General features: G+C 58.9%; 25 protein-coding genes. 7 read left to right on the forward strand and 18 right to left on the reverse strand.

The annotated features are described in order from the left end of the window. Position 1 precedes the first annotated feature (1 nt). Entirely contained in the window at positions 2-1,141 is a 1,140-nt protein-coding gene (gene dapE / locus LCM21_RS13250; RefSeq protein ID WP_224891025.1) for a succinyl-diaminopimelate desuccinylase, read from the reverse strand. A 208-nt stretch (positions 1,142-1,349) separates the two neighbouring features. On the opposite strand from dapE, the gene LCM21_RS13255 reads away from it, so the two are divergent. Beyond that, positions 1,350-2,408: a transporter substrate-binding domain-containing protein gene (locus LCM21_RS13255; RefSeq protein ID WP_224891026.1), complete on the forward strand. Its 1,059-nt coding sequence runs from the start codon at positions 1,350-1,352 to the stop codon at positions 2,406-2,408. Here LCM21_RS13255 and LCM21_RS13260 read toward each other — a convergent pair. Further along, entirely contained in the window at positions 2,405-2,749 is a 345-nt protein-coding gene (locus LCM21_RS13260) for a hypothetical protein (RefSeq protein ID WP_082677473.1), read from the reverse strand. The genes LCM21_RS13255 and LCM21_RS13260 overlap by 4 nt on opposite strands. 113 nt (positions 2,750-2,862) lie before the next feature. Here LCM21_RS13260 and LCM21_RS13265 point away from each other — a divergent pair, with 113 nt between their 5' ends. Continuing rightward, positions 2,863-3,198 carry a cupin domain-containing protein gene (locus tag LCM21_RS13265; protein ID WP_224891027.1) on the forward strand — a complete coding sequence of 112 codons (336 nt, stop codon included), beginning with the start codon at positions 2,863-2,865 and terminating at the stop codon, positions 3,196-3,198. 58 nt (positions 3,199-3,256) lie between these two features. Here the strand turns inward: LCM21_RS13265 and dapD are convergent, their stop codons facing one another. Together dapD and LCM21_RS13275 are read right to left on the reverse strand one after the other, a co-directional pair. Continuing rightward, complete coding sequence (gene dapD, locus LCM21_RS13270; RefSeq protein ID WP_224891028.1) at positions 3,257-4,084, reverse strand: 2,3,4,5-tetrahydropyridine-2,6-dicarboxylate N-succinyltransferase; 828 nt, start codon at positions 4,082-4,084, stop codon at positions 3,257-3,259. A gap of 108 nt (positions 4,085-4,192) precedes the next feature. Next, positions 4,193-5,110: a threonine/serine dehydratase gene (locus tag LCM21_RS13275; RefSeq protein WP_224891029.1), complete on the reverse strand. Its 918-nt coding sequence runs from the start codon at positions 5,108-5,110 to the stop codon at positions 4,193-4,195. 79 nt (positions 5,111-5,189) lie between these two features. On the opposite strand from LCM21_RS13275, the gene LCM21_RS13280 reads away from it, so the two are divergent. Together LCM21_RS13280 and LCM21_RS13285 are read left to right on the forward strand one after the other, a co-directional pair. After that, positions 5,190-6,032 carry an LOG family protein gene (locus LCM21_RS13280; protein ID WP_068336914.1) on the forward strand — a complete coding sequence of 281 codons (843 nt, stop codon included), beginning with the start codon at positions 5,190-5,192 and terminating at the stop codon, positions 6,030-6,032. A 3-nt stretch (positions 6,033-6,035) separates the two neighbouring features. Continuing rightward, entirely contained in the window at positions 6,036-7,133 is a 1,098-nt protein-coding gene (locus LCM21_RS13285) for a cystathionine gamma-lyase (protein ID WP_224891030.1), read from the forward strand. On the opposite strand, the gene LCM21_RS13290 is transcribed toward LCM21_RS13285, so the two are convergent. Further along, positions 7,134-7,517, reverse strand: a complete 384-nt coding sequence (locus LCM21_RS13290; RefSeq protein WP_224891031.1) for a hypothetical protein — start codon at positions 7,515-7,517, stop codon at positions 7,134-7,136. 149 nt (positions 7,518-7,666) lie between these two features. On the opposite strand from LCM21_RS13290, the gene LCM21_RS13295 reads away from it, so the two are divergent. Both LCM21_RS13295 and LCM21_RS13300 read left to right on the forward strand, forming a co-directional pair. Continuing rightward, the gene (locus tag LCM21_RS13295) at positions 7,667-8,584 is read left to right on the forward strand and encodes a DnaJ C-terminal domain-containing protein (protein ID WP_224891032.1); all 918 of its coding nucleotides are present in this window, start codon (positions 7,667-7,669) and stop codon (positions 8,582-8,584) included. Continuing rightward, the gene (locus LCM21_RS13300) at positions 8,581-8,925 is read left to right on the forward strand and encodes a chaperone modulator CbpM (RefSeq protein WP_224891033.1); all 345 of its coding nucleotides are present in this window, start codon (positions 8,581-8,583) and stop codon (positions 8,923-8,925) included. The genes LCM21_RS13295 and LCM21_RS13300 overlap by 4 nt, the downstream gene beginning before the upstream one ends. 2 nt (positions 8,926-8,927) lie before the next feature. Here the strand turns inward: LCM21_RS13300 and LCM21_RS13305 are convergent, their stop codons facing one another. The 5 genes from LCM21_RS13305 to LCM21_RS13325 form a co-directional block, all read right to left on the reverse strand. Next, on the reverse strand, positions 8,928-9,554 hold the full coding sequence (locus LCM21_RS13305) for a cytochrome P460 family protein (RefSeq protein ID WP_068337328.1): 627 nt from the start codon (positions 9,552-9,554) through the stop codon (positions 8,928-8,930). A gap of 233 nt (positions 9,555-9,787) precedes the next feature. After that, positions 9,788-10,975 carry a dual-specificity RNA methyltransferase RlmN gene (gene rlmN, locus LCM21_RS13310; protein WP_224891034.1) on the reverse strand — a complete coding sequence of 396 codons (1,188 nt, stop codon included), beginning with the start codon at positions 10,973-10,975 and terminating at the stop codon, positions 9,788-9,790. A 79-nt stretch (positions 10,976-11,054) separates the two neighbouring features. After that, the gene (locus LCM21_RS13315) at positions 11,055-11,432 is read right to left on the reverse strand and encodes a lysozyme inhibitor LprI family protein (protein WP_224891035.1); all 378 of its coding nucleotides are present in this window, start codon (positions 11,430-11,432) and stop codon (positions 11,055-11,057) included. 143 nt (positions 11,433-11,575) lie between these two features. Continuing rightward, on the reverse strand, positions 11,576-11,740 hold the full coding sequence (locus tag LCM21_RS13320) for a hypothetical protein (protein WP_169794851.1): 165 nt from the start codon (positions 11,738-11,740) through the stop codon (positions 11,576-11,578). Positions 11,741-11,902: 162 nt separating this feature from the next. Then, entirely contained in the window at positions 11,903-12,436 is a 534-nt protein-coding gene (locus tag LCM21_RS13325) for an invasion associated locus B family protein (RefSeq protein WP_068336896.1), read from the reverse strand. 178 nt (positions 12,437-12,614) lie between these two features. Here LCM21_RS13325 and LCM21_RS13330 point away from each other — a divergent pair, with 178 nt between their 5' ends. Beyond that, positions 12,615-13,613, forward strand: coding sequence for an asparaginase (locus LCM21_RS13330; RefSeq protein WP_224891036.1), 999 nt, complete (start codon positions 12,615-12,617; stop codon positions 13,611-13,613). A 5-nt stretch (positions 13,614-13,618) separates the two neighbouring features. Here LCM21_RS13330 and LCM21_RS13335 read toward each other — a convergent pair whose 3' ends face one another. The 8 genes from LCM21_RS13335 to hutI form a co-directional block, all read right to left on the reverse strand. Beyond that, the gene (locus LCM21_RS13335) at positions 13,619-13,939 is read right to left on the reverse strand and encodes a YciI family protein (protein ID WP_068336892.1); all 321 of its coding nucleotides are present in this window, start codon (positions 13,937-13,939) and stop codon (positions 13,619-13,621) included. A 25-nt stretch (positions 13,940-13,964) separates the two neighbouring features. Continuing rightward, positions 13,965-14,390: an SRPBCC family protein gene (locus LCM21_RS13340; protein WP_224891037.1), complete on the reverse strand. Its 426-nt coding sequence runs from the start codon at positions 14,388-14,390 to the stop codon at positions 13,965-13,967. Further along, a complete protein-coding gene (locus tag LCM21_RS13345; RefSeq protein ID WP_224891038.1) occupies positions 14,378-14,707 on the reverse strand; it encodes an ArsR/SmtB family transcription factor in 330 nt (109 codons plus the stop codon). The genes LCM21_RS13340 and LCM21_RS13345 overlap by 13 nt, the downstream gene beginning before the upstream one ends. 47 nt (positions 14,708-14,754) lie before the next feature. Next, positions 14,755-15,633, reverse strand: coding sequence for a phosphoserine phosphatase SerB (gene serB, locus LCM21_RS13350; protein ID WP_224891039.1), 879 nt, complete (start codon positions 15,631-15,633; stop codon positions 14,755-14,757). 70 nt (positions 15,634-15,703) lie between these two features. Beyond that, positions 15,704-17,386, reverse strand: coding sequence for a urocanate hydratase (gene hutU / locus LCM21_RS13355; protein WP_224891040.1), 1,683 nt, complete (start codon positions 17,384-17,386; stop codon positions 15,704-15,706). Beyond that, positions 17,383-18,180: an N-formylglutamate deformylase gene (gene hutG / locus LCM21_RS13360; protein ID WP_224891041.1), complete on the reverse strand. Its 798-nt coding sequence runs from the start codon at positions 18,178-18,180 to the stop codon at positions 17,383-17,385. Before hutG ends, hutU begins: the two co-directional genes overlap by 4 nt. After that, complete coding sequence (gene hutH, locus LCM21_RS13365) at positions 18,180-19,709, reverse strand: histidine ammonia-lyase (RefSeq protein WP_224891042.1); 1,530 nt, start codon at positions 19,707-19,709, stop codon at positions 18,180-18,182. The genes hutG and hutH overlap by 1 nt, the downstream gene beginning before the upstream one ends. After that, positions 19,706-20,914 (reverse strand): imidazolonepropionase, encoded by a 1,209-nt coding sequence (hutI, locus tag LCM21_RS13370; protein ID WP_224891043.1) that lies wholly within the window; start codon positions 20,912-20,914, stop codon positions 19,706-19,708. The genes hutH and hutI overlap by 4 nt, the downstream gene beginning before the upstream one ends. Between the last annotated feature and the right edge of the window lie 7 nt (positions 20,915-20,921).

A 20,921-nucleotide genomic window follows, 5' to 3' on the forward strand; every position in this document is an offset into this window, starting at 1 on the left:
TTCAGGTGAAATAGTCCCGCAGAATACGCGTGTAGATCGCCTTGAGCTGCTCGATCTGGGCCACTTCAACGCATTCATCCACCTGATGCATTGTCCTGCCGACCAATCCGAACTCGACCACCGGGCAGTGGTTTTTCACAAAGCGCGCATCCGAGGTACCGCCCGTGGTGGAGAGTTCGGGCCGGGTACCGGTTTCCGCCTCAACCGCCTGCGCCACAAGGTCGGACAGGGGGCCGGGTGGTGTCAGAAAGCTTTCGCCCGAGATTTTTATCTTTACGTCAATCTCAACGTCATGGGCCTTGGCGACAGCGGCGGCCTCGGTCTGCAGCCACTCACTCAGGCTTGCTCCGGAATGCAGATCGTTGAAACGGATATTCACCGCCCCTCGGCACTGCGCCGGGATCACGTTGGTTGCCGTGTTTCCAGTGTCGATAGTCACAACCGCCAAGGTCGAAGCATCGAAATGATCCGAGCCCTGATCCAACCTGTGACTTGCCAGCTGGTGCATCAACTGCGCCATGGCAGGCAGGGGGTTCTTGGCCCTGTGCGGATAGGCGGAATGACCTTGTACGCCCGTTACCGTGAACCACGCGGTCATTGAACCGCGCCGCCCGATCTTCATCATCTCGCCCATGGTATTGGGGCAGGTCGGTTCGCCCACGAGGCAGACCGACATGCGTTCATTCGTGCTGTCCATATAGTCCAGCAGCGCAGTTGTGCCATCTATGGCGTCGCCTTCCTCATCGCCGGTGATTGTCAGAATGACCGCACCATCCGGCGGCGTGTCGCGGACGAAATCGACAGCCGCGGCAACAAAAGCCGCCACGCCGGATTTCATATCGGTGGTCCCCCGCCCAAACATCACACCATCGCGGATTTTCGCCCCGAAAGGCGGCATGGTCCAGGCGGCGTCATCCCCAACTGGCACAACATCGGTGTGGCCATTGAACCCAAAACTGCGCGCATGTCCTTTTTCACCCCAGCGCGCAAACAGGTTGCTGATGCCGCCACGGTTAACGCGGGTACACTCAAACCCGGCCACACCCAGAATATTTTCCAGCAAAACCAAAGCGCCGCCTTCCTCGGGTGTGACCGATGGGCAACGGATCAGGTCCGCAGTCAGTTGAACAGGATCGGTCATGATCGCGCCTCTTTGTTTCATATGCACGCTGGTTCGCGCACAGATTCAACGAATTGGCCCGATTGCCAACCCCTGCACCCTCAATTCCAAAGGCTTTTTTTCCCTTCTTGCAATTTAACACACCAAGAAAACACGGGCCTTTACCCCGCGACCACCTTGCCGCAACGTTCACATTTGCGTTAGAGCCGCGCGAAACAGGTAACTGACTATGAAACGCGCCCTTTTTGCCTTGATCTGCTTGGCTTGCACTGTTTTTGCACTGCAAAGCCAGGCGCAGACACTGAATGTCGCTACGGTGACCCGCACTCCGTTCTCTTATGTCGAAGACGGGGCTCAGGCCGGGTTTTCCATAGACCTGCTCACGGTGCTGGCACAGGCGCTAGACTGGGACTTTGCAGTGAACAGGGTCGAAGGGTTCGGTGACATGCTGGACGCGGTGCGGCAGGGGTCCGCTGATCTTGCCATTGCCAATATTTCGATTACCGCCGCGCGTGAGACACAGATGGATTTCAGCCAACCGATCTTTGAGGCCGGCTTGCAGATCATGGTCCCGTCCGAAGCCGCACGGCGGCCTTCCCTGCTGCAGGCGCTGTTGTCACGCGAATTGTTTATCGCCATCGGCCTGGCCTTTGCCATCCTGCTGGGCGGCGGCATGTTGATGTGGATGTTCGAACGCAGGGCACAGCCTTATTTCGATCGCAAGCTGGATGAGGCGTGGTTCCCCTCGTTCTGGTGGGCTTTGAACCTTGTGGTGAACGGCGGGTTCGAGGAACGCATGCCGCGCACCCCGTTTGGCCGCCTGCTGGGCGTTATCCTTGTGGTGTCATCGTTGTTCATCGTGTCGGTTTTCACCGCGCGGATCACCTCGGTCATGACGGTGGACGCAATCAGCGGCAGTGTGAATTCCGTGAACGACCTGTACGGCAAACAGGTCGGTACGATCTCGGACTCAACTGCGGCAAACTTCCTGAACCGGCGCGAGATCGAGTTCACCGGATATCCCGGCCTCGAAGAATTGTTGGCCGCGTTCGAGGGCAAAGATCTGGACGCCGTGGTCTTCGACGCGCCGATCCTGTCTTATTACGCCGCGCACGAGGGGCGCCGGATCGCCACGATGACCGGTGGCGTCTTTCTGCGCGAAAGCTACGGGATTGCCTTCCCAACCGGATCGCCCCTGGTCGAGGACGTCAATCAGGCGTTGCTGTCGCTGCGTGAAGACGGAACCTATGAAGAGATTTACCGCAAATGGTTCGGGGCGCGGAACTAGGCCTGTGCCTCATCCCCGTAAAACGGCGTCATCTGCGCAACGATAACCGCGTTCTCGTCCAACGCCCGTTGCATCAGTGCCCGCTCATCAGGATCGATGTCATGCCCCTGCGCTTCGCGTTCAGCCAGGGTGCCATACCCTGTCACATCAAGCGGTGCGGTGTCGGCTTGCTTGAGGATCGCCACCGTTTCGCGCACGGCTTCGGCCTCATCCACGCCGCTGGCGAAACACATCAACGCCGCACCGGTCGCGCCTTCGGGCAGGCCATCGCCCTCTTTGCGACCGATCTGTACCAGCAGGGTATAGACTTGCTGACGGGAAGGTTTCTTTTGCTTTTCCATGCAGGGGGCCATATCCGCGCGTCCGCCCCCGGTCAAGCAGTCGGGAATTGCGGGGCCGCAGCTTCGACGCCATAGTGCCAGCAAAGCAACCTCGAACCACACAGGACGTTTCCATGCCCTTTCCGGATTTCATCACCCAGTTTCCCAGCCTCGACGTGCCTTTCCCCGAGGATACGGTGCAAACTGCGGTGATCCGGTCGGATGCCGGTCTGGTCGCATTCTTTACCTTCCTGAAGGATTTCGAACTGCCCGCGCATGCGCACAAGGCGCAATGGGGCACCGTGATCGAAGGGGAGGTTGAATTGACCATCGGCGGCGTAACCAAAACCTATCGACCGGGCGACAGCTATTCGATTCCGTCCGGCGTTGAACATGGCGGAAGGATCAAGGCCGGCACACGGGTCATTGATGCGTTTGAAGAGGCTGACCGCTATCCGATAAAAGGATAGAGGCGCAAAAAAGGGCCGTAGCGCACGGCTACAGCCCCGTTTCCTGAAAGCTATGGGCTTAGTCGCGCAGCAAATCGTTGATTGCGGTTTTCGAACGCGTCTTTTCGTCCACCCGCTTCACGATCACGGCGCAATAAAGGTTGATGTTGTTCTTGGATGGCATTGATCCCGCCACCACCACCGAGTAGGGCGGAACTTCACCATACGTGACTTCACCGGTTTCGCGGTCGACGATCTTGGTCGACTTGCCGATAAAGACGCCCATACCCAGAACCGAGCCTTCGCGGACGATACAGCCTTCGACAACCTCGGACCGGGCGCCGATAAAGCAGTTGTCCTCGATGATGGTCGGACCCGCCTGCATCGGCTCAAGCACACCACCGATGCCGACGCCGCCCGACAGGTGCACGTTCTTCCCGATTTGCGCACAGGAGCCAACGGTGGCCCAGGTATCGACCATGGTCCCTTCGTCGACATAAGCACCCAAGTTCACAAACGAGGGCATCAGCACCACGCCCGGCGCGATAAAGGCCGATTTGCGCACCACGCAGTTCGGCACGGCGCGGAAGCCGGCAGCGCGCCACTGGTTTTCACCCCAACCGGCGAACTTGCTGTCCACCTTGTCCCACCAACCGCCATCCTGCGGACCACCCGTCTGGATTTCCATGTCCTTGATGCGAAAGCCCAACAGAACCGCCTTCTTGGCCCACTGATTTACGTGCCAGTCGCCGTTGTCCAACTTCTCGGCCACGCGCAGCGTCCCGCTGTCCAGCGCGTTCAGCGTATCTTCGATCGCTTCACGCTGTTCGCCAGTGGTGGCGGGGGTGATCGTATCGCGCGCCTCCCAGGCGGCTTCGATGGCGGCTTCCAGTTGCGCGTTGGACATTTGGCGGCTCCCTGCAGAATCTGTTCACGTTGGTGTTGCCTATACGCAAGCGAAGGACTGGCCGCAATGCGACGCTGAACGCGTGCTTTGCGGCTGATGCGTGCGGATTCAGTCGCTCAGCGGGTCGGGTGAGATATTGCCACCACAAACCAGCACCGCCACACGTTCCCCGTTTGCGGGCTGATAAGCCCCCGACGTCAGAGCGGCCAGGGCCGTGGCCCCCGCGGGTTCCACCAGAATTCGATGTGCCCGCCACAGCAACTTCTGGGCCTCGGCGATGGCCTCGTCAGTTACCAGAACTGAGGTCATCCCCTGCGCCAATCCAAAGCAGATTGACCCGATCCGCCGCGCGCCCAGCGCGTTGGCTGCGATGCCCGAGACGGAAACATCTACCGGCTCTCCTGCTTGCAAAGCAGCGTTCAGCGCGCACGAGGTTTCAGGCTCAACCGCCACAACCTTACGCGCGCCCTGCAACCATGCCAGCGCGCCCGAGATCAGACCCCCGCCGCCAACGGCGACCAAAACCGTATCCGCCTGAAGCCCTTGCGCCTCCCACTCAGCGAAACAGGTGCCCTGCCCGGCCACGGTTGCCGGTGCATCGTATGCATGAATTTGCATCGCGCCTGTTGCCTTTTCATGGGCCTGTGCTTCGGTCAGCGCATTTGCGTATTCGCCCTGGACAACACTCAGATCAGCGCCTGTTCGTTCTATCAGAGCAATCTTGGACGACCCCGCCATCTCTGGCACAAAAATCTTGGCCGGATACCCCAAGGCCCGCGCCGCAAAAGCTGCTGCCGCCCCATGGTTGCCGCCAGACGCAGCAACAACACCCGCCTCTGGCACATCAAGGCTAAGCAGCGTGTTAAACGCCCCGCGCGCCTTGAAACTGCCAGTATGTTGCATGTGTTCCAGCTTTATCTCGACAGGATAGTCCAGCCCCAACGCGTGGCTTTCCATGACCGGTGTCACCTGTGCATACCCGGCAATCCGATCTGCTGCTGCTGAAATTTCACTCTTCCAATTCATTCTTGTTCTTCCGTGACTGGCGCTCTGCGCGCGAACCCTATAGCTGTTTGCGAGACACGCAAGCAGGGAACCGTCACCAATGAGAGAAGATCGCCTCAGCCCTTTCCGCGACGCACAGACGGACCGCTCAACCGCGAGCGAGGTTCCGGACACGCCGCAGACGCGCTCATCTTCCTATCGCCTTGCTTTCGCGGATGACGATTTCCTGTGCCGCGAGGAATTGCGGCCCGTGCGCCTGCAGCTGGAATTGCTGAAACCCGAGATGATCATGTCCGAGCGTGAGATCACGTCAACCATCGTCATGTTCGGCGGGGCGCGCATTCCCGAGCCATCGCAGAAACACACGGCCCGAACCGAAACGCTGGCCAGCCTGTCGCAGTATTACGACGAGGCGCGCGAGTTCGCCCGGCTGATGACCGAGAAATCCAACGCGACCGGCTGCCGCGAGAACGTCATCGTCACCGGCGGCGGCCCCGGTGTGATGGAGGCCGGAAACCGGGGCGCAAGCGATGCGGGCGGTTGTTCAATCGGGTTGAACATCGTGCTGCCGCATGAACAGGCACCGAACCTATACGTGACGCCCGAGCTGAGCTTCAATTTCCACTATTTCGCCGTCCGCAAGATGCATTTCCTGATGCGCGCCCGTGCCATCACCATTTTTCCCGGTGGCTTTGGCACGATGGATGAGCTTTTCGAATCGCTGACCCTGATCCAGACCGGCCGGATGGAACGCGTACCTTTTCTGCTGTTCGGGCGCGCGTTCTGGGAAAAGGTCATCAATTGGGAGGCGCTGGCCGACGCGGGCACCATCTCGGCCGAAGATCTCGATCTGTTCCGTTTCGTGGACACCGCGCAACAGGCGGTCGACATTATCGAGAACTGGGACCCCGCCCCGGCCCGCGACGAAATTCCGGGGCGTTGACGAATGACTTCGAAGACCGGAGAGATGCTGCATCTGCGTGGCAATGCACTGAAACAGGGTGACCCGGTGGCGCTGCCGCTTGTCCAAAGCAGCATGTACCACCTGCCCGGCGCGCCGGATGGCTTGCCCACTTATGGCCGGGTCGACAATCCTACGTGGCAGCATCTGGAACATGTACTGGCCCATCTTGAAAACGCGCCCTGCCTGACCTTCCCATCCGGCATGGCGGCGATTTCCGCGGCGTTGTTCGCAACTGTGAAGGCCGGGTCCCATATTCTTATCCCATCTGATGGCTACTACGTGACACGGGTTCTGGCCGACAGGTTTCTGAGCAATCTGGGTATCTCGATCACTGAACGCCCGACCACCACGTTTGCCGATGGTGGATTTGACGGGTTCGACGTGGTCTTTGTCGAAAGCCCTTCGAACCCTGGGCTGGATATGATGGACTTGCCCGCCATCGCCTCAGCGGTGCGTGCGGCGGGGGGAATTACGATTGCCGACAATACGACCCTAACCCCACTGGGCCAAAGGCCGCTGGATATGGGTATCGACATTGTGGTGGCCTCGGACACAAAGGCCATGGGCGGGCATTCCGACCTGCTGATGGGTCACGTCGCCAGCCGCAATGCGCAAATCATGGAGCGGGTAGAGGAATGGCGGAAAGTTTCGGGCGCGATCCCCGGACCGCATGAGGCGTGGCTGCTGCATCGTGGGCTTGAAACGCTGGATGTTCGGTTTGACCGCATGTGTAGCTCGGCGCAGGTGCTGGCCGAACGACTGGCCAAGCATCCGGCGGTCAGGAACATTCGCTATCCCGGCCTGCCCAATGACCCCGCGCATACACTGGCCAAGGCTCAAACCACGCGCTTTGGCTTCTTGCTGTCGATCACGCTGGGGTCAGAGGAAAAGGCTGAAACCTTCATAAACACCTGCCCGATGCTACGCCCCGCGACATCCTTCGGCGGCGTCCACAGCTCGGCAGAGCGCCGCGCGCGGTGGGGCGATGATGTTGACCCTGCCTTCATCCGCCTGTCGGTGGGCTGTGAGCCGGTGGAGGAGCTGTGGCAAGCGATCAAGGACAGCCTGAACGCGCTGTAGTTATTTCTTCGGCTCGCGCAGTTCCTTGAACACATAGATCGGCAGCACAACACTTGCGACCAACGCGCCCAGCCAGACCAACAGCGTTGCCGCCAGCAGATTGGAAATTCCACCGACTGTCAGCCCATCCGTGACCAGATCAGTCACCAACAGGCCGATGAATGTCACGATCAACGCGATACCGCCCTTGATCGCGGGTGCTTTTTTCTCACCCAGTTTCAGGATCAGCGGCTCGGCGATCCACTGCACCAGCGTGAAGACAATCACCACAACGATGAACGAGATTGGCTTTATCGCGAATTCCGGCAGCAACAGCGCAGCAAGCAACAACCCGATGGCATTGCCGGCCAGCAGGGCCAGAATAGACTTGAGTCTGCGCGTCATGGGGGATCTCCGTCAACTAACAGTTCGAAATATGCATATGTTAACAAGCTTGCAGGATTTTGCGAGCGGTTTCAAATGCCTCTTCCTTTCGGACGAGTGAAATCGCATGATAAAACCTATCCTGTTCCGCCCGACCCGCGAGAGGTGAGATGAGCGACGATCCCTATTCCGTGCTTGGTGTCGCCAAAGATGCCAGCGCCGCCGAAATCAAAAAAGCTTACCGGCGCATCGCCAAAGACTGCCACCCTGATCTGAAACCGGGCGATACAGAGGCCGAAACCAAGTTCAAGGCTGCGGCCGCCGCCTATGATTTGCTGAAAGACCCCGAAACGCGCGCCCGGTATGATAAGGGCGAGATTGACGCGTCAGGCCAGGAACGTCAGCAACAGCAATACTACCGCGAATATGCCGAGGCTGCCGGAAACCCTTATCGCGGACGGGCGGCAGACCCAGACGATATGTCAGACATCTTTGCCGAGTTCATGCGCGGGCGCGGTGGCTTTGGGCAGCGTAGAGGTGATTTCCATGCGCCGGGGCACAATCGAAGCTATACCCTGCAAATCAGCTTTCTGGACGCAGTCTTTGGTGCCAGCCAGAAACTGACCCTGCCCGATGGCGACCGAATCGAAGTAAAAATCCCGGCCGGAATCACGGACGGACAGACCATCCGCCTGCGCGGCAAAGGTGATCCAGGGTTTGGCGAGGGTCCGCCGGGTGACGCTCTGGTCACGGTCTCGGTTGCCAATCACCCCGTATTCGAGCGTCTGGGGGATGACATCCGTATCACCCTGCCAATCACAATTGACGAGGCCATTCTGGGCGGCAAAGTCCGCGCGCCCACCATCGATGGTGGAGTAAATGTCAATATTCCCGCAGGAACCAGCAGTGGCAAAACACTGCGCCTGCGCGGTAAAGGCGTAAAGAAACGCGGATCAAGCGAACGCGGTGATCAATTGATCGAACTGACCGTTTCGATGCCGGACCGGATTGACGACGAGCTAAAGCAATTCATGGAGACGTGGCGCGAAAATCACCGCTATGATCCGCGCAAAGGAATGCCGTCATGACCCGCACCCTGACCGAAGAGCAGTTGATTGCAACCGTCACCCACCTGACATCGACCCGGCTGACCGAATACCTGGCCGCAGAGATTGTCATCCCAGAGCAGACAGAGAAAGGCCCCGTCTATCGCACCCTCGACGCCGCCCGCCTGGAACTGGCTTGCGAGTTACATGATCAATACGAGATGGAGCCTGACGCGCTGTCGATGATGATCTCATTGATTGACCAGATGCACGGGTTACGCGCGGAACTTCGTGAGGTGTTGAACGCGATTGAGGCGCAACCGGAACCGGTGCGTCAGGCTCTGATCAAGGTAATTGGCACGGCTCGCTTCGGCGGGGAGTGAGATCAGTTACCTACGACGAACTCTTCGGGCACAAAAAAAGTATAGTCCCGGTCCGCAACCATTTCGTGGCAACTGTGGCAATAGGCGACCGAACTAGCGCGGTCACCCATTGTATCCCCAAAGAGCGAACCATCTGGCAGTACCATGATATAGCGCCAATCAGCCGTATCGGGACTGGCGCCCGGGGCCAGCTTCTCCATCACGAACAACGCGCCGGGATGGACATTTCCTTCATCCGTCACGGTGACGCTGTCCTTTGCAAGAACCGAACCGAGGGGCAGTTTCTCTCCCGCCTCAAGGGTGCCGTAGTTATGTGCCATTCGATTGGCATAGCTGTTTACAAACCTCTTGCCATGCGTGGCCGAGATATAAGGGGCATCATTGAACAGCGGCCAGTTCTGGTAATTCAGCAATTGATCCAAGTGCGCAGCGCCGTAACCCCGCGCCATGCGCTTCTGCAACGACTGATAGATGCGCAGGGCCTCATCCTTGGACAACTCAGCCGGGTTCTCGATGGCGATATGAGCGTTTTCCCCAGCGGATTGCGCAACTGCGTTCGAAACGGCCAAAGCTGCAAGCGCTGCGGCTGAAATTGAAATCGAAAAAAGACGTCTTAATCGTAAAAACATTTGGATGGCCCGCCTGTTGGACAAGGTTCGCCTAAGCGCCGCACGCCCGACAAAAGGAAGGATAGCGGCCTTGTAGAAACGCGCTACAGCCGGGCCACGGCTCTCACAGCTTTGTGCGAAAGAGTGAGATGCGGAACCCGATCCGAGCCTGAAAAACATACCAAATTCCAAAGGCCAAAGACAGCGACCTGACCAGTATACCATACCTCTCTGATCTGGGATACATGAACGGCCTAGCGTTGCAGACCAGTTTCTGCCTCAATTTGCTTGCGGGATTTGCGGGCGCGCTCGGTTGCTGATTTCAGCTGACCACAGGCTGCCATGATATCCTCGCCGCGTGTCTTTCGAATCGGTGAGGCATAGCCCGCCTGATAGATGATATTCGCAAAGGCGCGGATACGATTGTTCGAGCTGCGCTTGTAAGGCGCGCCGGGCCATTCGTTGAACGGGATCAGGTTGATCTTGGCCGGGATGTTATGGCGTTTGATGTGATCGATCAGACGATGCGCGTCCTCATCGCTGTCATTGACACCATCCAGCATCACGTATTCGAAAGTAATCCGTTCGGAATTCGAGGCCTTGGGATAGCTGGCCAGCGCCTGCAGCAACTCCTCAATGTTCCACCGCTTGTTGATCGGCACCAGAACGTCTCGGGTCTCATCCGTGGTGGCGTGGAACGAGATCGCCAGCAAACAGCCGATTTCCTCGGCCGTGCGTGCGATTTCAGGCACCACGCCGGATGTGGACAAAGTGATACGCCGGCGCGACAGGGAAATCCCCTCGGGGTCCATGGCGATCTTCATCGCATCGCGGACGTTTTCGAAATTGTAGAGCGGCTCACCCATGCCCATCAGAACGATGTTCGACAGCAGGCGCGTCTCGTCCTTCGGCGCACCGGGGGTCGGCCATTCCTCAAGATCGTCGCGGGCCATCATCACCTGACCAACAATTTCGGCCGCGGTCAGATTACGCACCAACTTTTGTGTGCCCGTATGGCAGAAGGAACAGGTCAGCGTGCAGCCCACCTGGGACGAGATACAAAGCGTGCCGCGATCCTCTTCGGGGATGTAAACGACCTCGACCTCATGCCCCCCCGCGATGCGACACAGGTATTTGCGCGTACCATCCTCGGATACCTGACGGGTCACAACCTCGGGGATTTCGATCACGAAGTTCTCGGCCAGTTGCGCGCGATAGGCTTTGGCAAGGTTGGTCATCTCGGCAAAGTCGCGAACGCCCCACTGGTAAATCCACTGCCAGATCTGTCCGGTGCGCATCTTGGCCTGCTTTTCCGGTGTGCCATGTGCGATCAGAACCTCACGCAGCTGATCGCGGGTCAGGCCGACAAGGTTTGTCTTCCCTTCCGGCAATTTGCGGGGGATGGTCATGACGTCTTGAGTGATCGGCGCTTTGGGCGACATGTGGCTATCTCGGAACATTCTGGCTTGGGATGCGCCTCTATATAGGATTGCGCGCAAAGATCAAAAGGAATTGTCGCGCCTAGTTCGCATAGCCAAGTAATTGATCAACGCGTGCACGGCCAAGATCAACCCGACAAGCGGTAATGGCAATCCCTGTACCCGAGCCGCCGCCAAAAGATGCGCCAACCGCTTCGCATTGTGCATCCCGGTAAGCAACCCACGCGTCTTGTGCCGCCTCTAACGCGGGTTGCGCGACCAAGCGTTCAGTGACGTCATCCAACTCTTTGGCGGCACGCATGGCCAGACCATAACTTGCCTCGACTGCCTTGTCGACGCGGGCTTCTGCGTCGCGAACACAAGACCCGATCTCAACCTGTGAGCTGGCGTCCCAGCATTCCAGCGTCGGGTCCGCAAACGCGGCGGATGGCAGGAACAGAACAAACAGAACGTGACGCATAACTCGTGTCCAGCAAGCACTTCATACACGCTGACGGTAGCACAAGCTGTGAAAAGTGCCTAGTTCAGTTGGCCGCCACGCAACGAACGCTTCGGCCTGACCGGTCTTTCAAGTCATGGCAAAGAATATCGCGGCAAAGGCCATCAGATACCCGCAGGCACAACGGCACAATCCGCGGCATCCAAGGTTTGTACCGGGTCGTTCGGGCCGCATTCCTCACCCGAAATCGGGTAGGTCTCAGTTGTGTTTTCGCACGCGCTCAGCAATGCAGCAGCCAGCATCAAGACGGCGAGGGTTTTATTCAGCATTTCCAGTTTCCTTCCTTTGTCTGTAAACTGATTAGTTCAGCAGAAAGAGGATCACTTTGATACGGATCAAGTTGAATACCGGACGTGACGTAAACAATGCGTCTGTGTGAAAAACACAAAACCCCGCCGGATGACGGGGCTCTGCGCGCTGAAAGTTCCGGATTATTCTGTGCAGCGCTTTTCGGCGTCTTCAATTGCGGCGGTAAAGCCCAAAAGCGAGAATGTATCTTTGGTTTGCGTGCCACGTTCCGAGCGCGCGGTCAGCACCGCCTCGGTTCCGCGCTTCATGGCCGCGACAACCTTCAGGTCTTCGCCAGCCGTCGCGGGCCAGGCCCATTCGCCATCGGTGATGAATTCAAACTCGGACCCATCCACTTCGACATTCACTGTCGAACCTGCTGCAAAAGGATATCCGCCGGTGAACGTCACCTGCCCTTTAACGTCTGCGTTCGGACGATAAAACACGAACAGCAAGATATCGCTGCGGCGCACAGACACCACGCGACCACCTCGGGTGTTCACGGTTTCCTTTGGGGCAGACACGCTCCAACATTCGGTGGGATCATCTTCGACGAAAACGCTCCAATCCGTCTTCGCCGCCACGCGATTGGTGCTTGACGCCTGTTGAGCGGTTGCAGTTGTGGCCAACCCGGCCATACACAGGCCCGCAATCACACGGACGAGTTTCGATCCCATCTGTCCAGCCTCCTAGCCCGACCTAATACCTCATACCCATCGGACATAACTGTGAACTCTGCCGGTTCGTCTGTAAGTTGCGTATTCCGATGATTGTCGACATACACACACTAACGCAGGTTTCGCCACAGGCGAAAGGGCGATTGGCAGAATTTTGCGCATATAACGGAGGGGCCAGATGACGCAACCGGTACCAATGACAGAACTGTGGCGAGGCCCCCTGTTGGAAAGCCTGCATACGGGGCATGCGGTGGTCTGTGACGACAGCGGACAGATTGTGCACAGCTGGGGTGATCCCAACGCAGTGATCTATCCCCGTTCCTCGGCCAAAATGATTCAGGGGCTGCCGTTGATCACATCCGGAGCGGCCGCAAAATACGGATTGACGACCGAACATCTCGCTCTGGCCTGCGCGTCGCACAATGGCGCACGTATACATACAGATCGCGTGTCGGCTTGGCTGGAACACCTTGGACTGTCCGAGCATGATCTGCGCTGTGGCCCGCAAGAACCGCAGGACATGGCGGCGCGGGACGGGTTGATCCTGGCCGATGACACGCCCTGCCAGATTCACAACAATTGTTCGGGCAAACACTGCGGGTTTCTGACGGTGGCCCAGCATATGGGCGCCGGGCCGGAATACCTTGAGATCGACCACCCCGTGCAACAGGCCTGCCTGTCCGCGATTGAGGAAACAACGGGCGAAACCAGCCCGGCTTATGGCATAGATGGCTGTTCGGCCCCAAATTTTGCCACCTCGCTCGTGGGGCTGGCGCGGTCGATGGCGTGGTTTGCGTCAGCTGCTGATCGCTCGGACCGGACCAGCGATGCGGCGGCTCAGTTGACCGCCGCAATGATGAAACACCCGGAACTGGTCGCCGGAGAAAACCGCGCCTGTACCGAACTGATGCGCGCCATGAAAGGACGCGCCGCGATCAAGACCGGGGCCGAGGCCGTCTACGTCGCCATCGTACCGGAAAAACGCATGGGCGTAGCGCTGAAGATCACCGATGGCACAACCCGCGCCAGCGAATGCGCGATCGCCGCCATTCTGGTCAGCTTGGGTGTGCTGGAGGCCAACCACCCAGCCACCCGCAAATTCATGAACGCCACGCAATACAGCCGCCGTGGGCTGGAATGCGGAGTGATCAAACCAGCGTCAGGATTTCCCGGCTAAGGCTCTCACATTTCGATTTCGTGCACCTCGGCGACCTCGACCGAACCCGAACCGTTGATGACCATGGGGCAACCCTTGGCCATCTCGGTTGCGGCGTCGATGCTGTCGGCTTTAATCACGGTAAAGCCAGAGGCCGGATTTGCACCGCCATTGTCAACGACACCACCGGAACTGACGGTATAAGACTGGCCAACCGGGTTGCCGGGAATGTCCAGCGCATCGCCCATGTTCTGAAACCACGTACCCCAGGCGGCCATGGTTGCGTCGATTTCCGCGGGATCCGTCGGGGTGGTCCCGCCATGATAGACAAACAAGTATTGGGGCATTTTCTTCCTCCGTTATGAGAGCCTATTAAAACTGTGCCTCAAGCCTGCGCAGGGATGAGGTCCAACCGGATTCGTGGTTGGCCGCGATCTCGTCATCGCCCAGATCCCGGTGATCCAGGATCAGCCGCGCACCTTCGCCTAACGGCTCAACCGTCAGCGTCACATGGCTTTCTGCCCCGCGCTGGTCCTGATCATCGTGCCACCCCCAAGTGAACCCCACAGAATTTGGCGGGTCGACATGGGTAACCTGTCCTGAAACCTTGTAACGCTGGCCCTCCGCATTCACCATGACCGAATACCACGGCCCGAGGCGCGAAAAATCCAGGTCATGTTCAGGCACATGCATCCCTTCCGGCCCCCACCATTGCAACAGCCTTGCACCGTCACTGATCCAGGCAAACAGGTTGTCGGGGTTGGTTGGGAACTCACGTTCCAGTCTCAGGTCGGCCATGAGTTTTCACTTTCAATCAAATCATTAAGACGGTCCAGGCTGCTTTCCCAAAACTGCCGTTTCGAGATGGTCCATTCGGCAATCGCGCGCAGCCCTTCGGGTTGGATGGAGTATATCCGCTGACTGCCCCGCACCCGTTGCTGAACCAAACCGGCTTGGCGCAGCACCTTAAGGTGGCGCGAAATTGCCGCCCCCGACATGCCGCGCCCTTCGATCAGATCACCGGCAGACAGTTCACCGCTTTGCATCAATTGCTCAACAATTGAAAATCGGGTGGCGTCGGACAGGGCCGAGAAAGCAGTCAGAAGCGTGTTCATGACTACTATTTAACATTTTTGTTAAATAAAAGGAAGCCCCTTTCGGGTCAGACGTCTGCGAAGGCCGTGCGGGAATAGCCTTGCAGGTATAGCAACGCCGTCAAATCCCCATAGTTGATCCGAATGTCACACTGCGCTGCGACCGACGGCTTGGCGTGCAGCGCCACCCCGGTTCCGGCCCGGCTGAGCATCCCCAGATCATTGGCCCCGTCGCCGACAGCGATCACGTCAGCTTCGGACAGACCGAGGCGCTTGGTGATCTGTTCCAGCGCGTCCACCTTGGCCTGTTTCCCCAGGATCGGGCGCTGTACATCGCCCGTGAGCTTGCCGTTTTCGACCAGTAGAGTATTCGCACGATTCTCATCGAAACCCAGCAGGTCGGCCACTTTGGCGGTAAAGGCGGTGAACCCGCCCGATACCAGAACGGCGTACCCCCCATTCAGACGCATCGTCGCAACCAGCTCTTTACCGCCGGGCATCAGCGTGATGCGTTGTTCCAGCACCTTGCTGATCACGGCCTCATCCAGACCTTTCAGCAGGCTAACGCGTTCAATAAGCGCGCCTTCAAAATCCAGCTCACCATTCATCGCCCGCGCGGTGATATCCTTGACCCAATCGCCCACACCGGCCTCATCGGCCAGTTCGTCGATGCATTCCTGCTGAATCATTGTGCTGTCCATATCGGCCAACAGCATCAGTTTACGGCGCTTCCCCAGCGGTTGAACGATCAGGTCGACTTCCAGCAGTTGCAGCTCGGCCCAGACCTCCCACTGATTGTCGGGCAGGTTGGGGAACAAAAACTGCGCGGCCTCATCTTGGCTGAGCCACACCGGATCGTCGCCGCCCCACGCATTGCACAGCGACTCGACCAAAGCCAGATCAAGCTTGGGCGTGTCAGGGTTGGTCAACAGCGTGGCAACATACATCTTCGGTCTCCTGCGAACTTCCCTGCGCATACCTCAGAGGGCGCCAATTCACCAGAGACAGTTGAAGTGTCTACCCCAGAATACCCGGCAACCGCAGCCCGTGGGCGCGGGCGCAGTCTTTTGCGGCTTCGTACCCCGCATCCGCATGCCGCCACACGCCCGAGGCTGGGTCATTCCAAAGGACACGCTCCAGCCGTTTTGCCGCATCCTCGGTCCCGTCAGCGCAGATCACGACGCCCGCGTGCTGGCTAAAACCCATACCGACCCCGCCGCCGTGATGAATCGACACCCAGGTCGCGCCGCTGGCCGTATTGATCAATGCGTTTAGCAGCGGCCAATCTGAAACCGCATCGGACCCGTCCAGCATAGCCTCGGTTTCCCGGTTCGGACTGGCGACCGAACCACTGTCGAGGTGGTCACGACCGATAACAACCGGCGCTTTCAGCTCGCCACTGGCCACCATCTCGTTGAAGGCCAGCCCGGCACGGTGACGATCCCCCAACCCGATCCAACAGATGCGCGCTGGCAGACCCTGAAACGCGATCCGATCCCGAGCCATGTCGAGCCAGCGGCGCAGATGCTCGTTCTCGGGGAACAGCTCCTTCATCTTGGCATCGGTTTTGTAGATGTCCTCCGGGTCACCGGACAAGGCACACCAGCGGAACGGGCCGATCCCCTTACAGAACAGCGGGCGGATATAGGCAGGCACGAAGCCGGGGAAGGCAAAGGCGTTCTCCAGCCCCTCATCCTGCGCCACCTGCCGGATATTGTTGCCGTAATCCAGCGTCGGAACACCCGCGTTCCAGAAATCGACCATCGCGGCAACATGCTGCCTCATCGACGCGCGGGCCGCTTTTTCAACTGCTTTAGGGTCTGTTTCGCGCTTTTCGCGCCACTGCGCCATGGTCCAGCCCAGCGGCAGGTAGCCATTGATCGGGTCATGAGCACTCGTCTGGTCAGTGACGATATCCGGGCGCATCCCGTCCTCGGCCATGCGGCGATAGATCTCGGGGAAAATCTCGGCGGCATTGCCCAGCAGGCCTACGGATTTCGCCTCGCCTGCCTTGGTCCAGCGGTCGATCATCTCCAGTGCTTCGTCCAGCGTCTCGGCTTTTTCATCCAAATACTTGGTCCGCAGGCGAAAATCGATGCTGTCAGGGTTGCATTCAACCGCCAGACAACACGCCCCGGCAAAGACAGCCGCCAGCGGTTGCGCACCACCCATACCGCCCAACCCCCCGGTCAGTATCCACTTGCCCGTCAGATCGCCGCCATAATGCTGGCGTCCTGCTTCGGCAAAGGTCTCATATGTGCCCTGAACGATGCCCTGCGTCCCGATATAGATCCAAGACCCGGCGGTCATCTGGCCGTACATCATCAGACCCTTCTTATCGAGCTCGTTGAAGTGATCCCAGGTCGCCCAGTGTGGTACGATGTTGGAATTGGCGATCAGCACCCGTGGCGCATCCTTGTGCGTGCGTATAATTGCAACGGGTTTTCCGGATTGAACGATCAGGGTTTCGTCCTCTTCCAAATCTTTCAAACCATCAACAATAGTGTCGAAATCAATCCACGTGCGCGCCGCCCGTCCAATACCGCCATAGACCACCAGCTCATGCGGGTTTTCGGCCACATCCGGATGCAGGTTGTTCATCAACATCCGCAGCGGTGCTTCGGTCATCCAGCTTTTCGCATTTAACTCGGGACCAGTCGGAGGATAGATGTCGCGGGTATTCTTACGAGGGTCAGTCATGGCGTAAGCTCCAATGCAGTGTCCTGGATGGCATTCAGAATGTCGCGCAACCAGCGGCGCAACCGGTCCGCTTTGGCCGGGTCATAGCGCCACGGCGCGGCCTCGGCCGCCAGATAGGTGGACTGTGCCAACTCCATCTGAATGGCGTGTACCCCTTCAGCAGGGCGACCATAGTGACGCGTCGTCCACCCACCTCGAAAGCGTCCATTCAAGACGGTGCTAAAAGGTGAAGTTGAGGCATATTCATACGTAACAGACTCTATTCGAGGGGCACAGGTTGCACCCCCATCGGTTCCGATATTCATGTCGGGCAGCGTTCCGTTAAACAAAAACGGAATGCGGCTGCGGATTGAGTGGCAATCGAACAAAACCGCCACCCCATGGCGGTCGCGGACACGCTGAACCTCTTCGCGTAACGCAGAATGATAGGGCGCATGGTAGGCTTGGCATCGTTCGGCGATCTCGTCTTCTAAGGATTCCTGTCCGCTTTGCCAGATGGGCTGGCCATCAAAATCTGTCAGCGGCACCAGCGTCGTTGTGTTTTGGCCGGGATAAAGCGAGATACCTTCAGGATCGCGATTGGCATCGATCACATAGCGGTGGATATGGGATTGCACGACAGTTGCCCCCGCCAAAATCCCCTCATAGAGCCTATTTATATGCCAATCGGTATCGGCCAATGCGCGCCCCGTGTCATTTAAACGGGCCGCGATCTCATCAGGCACAAATGTCCCACCGTGAGGTTGCCCCAGTACGATCGGGCTATCGCCGCGCTGCACGCTCACCACTTGCATCACGTAAACTCCGGCATCTGAACACCCACCGCGCTTAGAATGGTGGCCTCAGCGACCAAGTGCTTTGCGGCCTCCAGATCCGGCGCCAGATAGCGATCTTCGGTCAGGGCTGGAATGTCGGCCCGCAACCGGGCGATAACCTGTTGCAACGGCGTGCTGGTGGTCAAAGGTGCGCGAAACTCGACCCCCTGCGCGGCGCAGAGCAGTTCGACACCCAGAATGTAGTTCAAATTCTCGACCATACGGGTCAAACGCCGCGCGCCATGCGCCGCCATCGAGACGTGATCCTCTTGATTGGCCGAGGTCGGAGTGCTGTCCGTCACGCATGGATTGGCCAGATGCTTGTTCTCGCTCATCAGCGCAGCCGTCGTGACCTCGGCAATCATCAGGCCCGAGTTCAGACCGGGATTGGGTGTCAGGAAAGGCGGCAGGTCAAAGCTGAGCGTCGGATCCACCATCAGCGCAATTCGGCGTTGCGCAATGGCACCGATTTCGGACAGGGCCAGGGCGATCATATCTGCGGCGAATCCGACCGGCTCGGCATGGAAGTTCCCGCCCGACACGATACCGTCCTCCAGAACCAATGGATTGTCGGTGGCCGCGTTGGCCTCAACCTCTAGCGTGGCGGCAGCCTGTCGCATTACATCCATGGCTGCACCGGTGACTTGCGGCTGGCACCGAATGCAATACGGGTCCTGCACCCGCGTGTCGCCATCGCGATGACTTTCGCGAATTTCCGACCCATCAAGCACGGCACGCATGGCACTGGCGGCTTCGGTCTGGCCGCGATGACCACGCAATGTATGAATCTCGGACCGCAGGGGCGCAGTTGACCCCATAATTGCATCCGTCGACAAGGCCGAGATGACAAGCGCGTTTTGTGCCGCGCGCCAGGCTTCAAACAGACCAGATAAAGCAAAGGCCGTTGAAAACTGCGTACCGTTGATAAAGGCAAGGCCTTCCTTGGGGCCTAGTTGAAAAGGCTCTAAATCGACGCTTTTCAGGGCTTGATCCCCCGGCAGGATCTCTCCGTTTACCTCTGCCTCGCCTGCGCCGATGATCACGGCGGTCATATGGGCAAGCGGTGCAAGATCACCCGACGCTCCGACCGACCCCTGCGCCGGGATCACCGGCGTGACCCCTCGGACCAGCATCTGCTGCAACACCTCGATCAGGTCCCACCGCACACCCGACGCGCCCCGGCCGAACGATAACAGTTTGAGCGTCATCATCAGCCGCGTCAGCCGCCTTGGGATAGCCGGACCCACACCACAGCAGTGGCTCAGGATAAGGTTGCGTTGCAGGATCGACGTATCCTGCGCGGCGATCTTATGGCTGGCCAGTTTGCCAAAGCCGGTATTGACGCCATAGACGGGTTCGTCACCCCGAGCGGCGGCACGAATGCGATCAGCTGCCGCGTCGACTGCGGGTTTGCACGCAGGATCCAGCAACACGGCCGTTTGGTTCCAATACACGTCGGCCAATTGCGACAGGGGCACTTGACCCGGCTGCAACGTCAGACTGGTCATGCCAACCCTCCGAACACACGTTTGTGGAGCGGGTTGAATCCGATGCGATAAGACAGCTCGGCCGGGTGTGCGACGTCCCACACCGCCAGGTCAGCGCGTTGTCCGGGCGCGATTGTCCCGGCATCTTCAATTCCCAGCGCACGGGCCGCGTTTCTGGTAACACCCGCCAGCGCCTCTTCTGGCGTCAGGCGGAACAGGGTGCAGCCCATATTCATCGCCAACAATACCGAAGTCAGCGGTGAGGACCCCGGGTTGCAATCCGTCGCAAGCGCCATTGGCACTGCGTATTGGCGCAACAGGTCGACAGGCGGCACCTGCGTTTCCCGAAGGGTATAGAACGCGCCCGGCAGCAAGACGGCCGTCGTTCCAGCCCTTGCCATGGCGGACACTCCATCTTCATCCAGATATTCGACATGATCAGCCGACAAAGCTCCGTAGGACGCCGCCAATTGCGTTCCGCCCAGGTTGGACAGTTGTTCTGCATGCAGCTTCACCGGAATGCTCAACTCTTGCGCCACGTCGAATACCTGCGCGATCTGAACGGGGGTAAAGGCGATCCCTTCGCAGAAACCGTCAACTGCATCCACCAGACCCGCGGCATGGGCTTTGCGCAGGGTCGGGATGCAGACATCGCGGATATAGTCATCAGGCCGCGAGGCGAATTCCGGCGGCACCGCGTGCGCGCCCAGAAAGCTGGTTTTCACACGGACGGGACGGGATTCGCCAATACGGCGCGCCACGCGCAGCATCTTCAACTCGGTCTCTGTGTCCAGCCCATAGCCAGACTTAACCTCAATGGTACAGACACCCTCGGCGATCAGAGCGTCAACCCGGGTCAGCGCATCCGCCAACAGTGCGTCCTCGCTGGCTGCCCGCGTGGCGTTGACCGTAGACAGGATACCGCCCCCGGCGCGGGCGATTTCCTCGTACGAAGCACCTTTCAGTCGCATCTCGAACTCAACCGCGCGGTCACCGCTGAATACAACATGCGTATGTGCGTCGATCAGGGCCGGCGTGATCAGACGCGGCCCAAAGTCTTCAGTCGGCCAGTCGGTGAACTCCTGCGGCAGGGCGCTATGCGCCCCGGCCCATACGATCTTGGTCCCGTCAACTGCAATCGCTGCATCGTGACACAGCCCGTATGGCGTGTCCCCATCGGTCATCGTGGCCATTCCGGCGCTGATCAAAACCGCTTTTCTGGTCATGGCGATT

Source organism: Ruegeria profundi, from assembly GCF_020171505.1.
Classification (GTDB): Bacteria; Pseudomonadota; Alphaproteobacteria; order Rhodobacterales; family Rhodobacteraceae; genus Ruegeria; species Ruegeria profundi.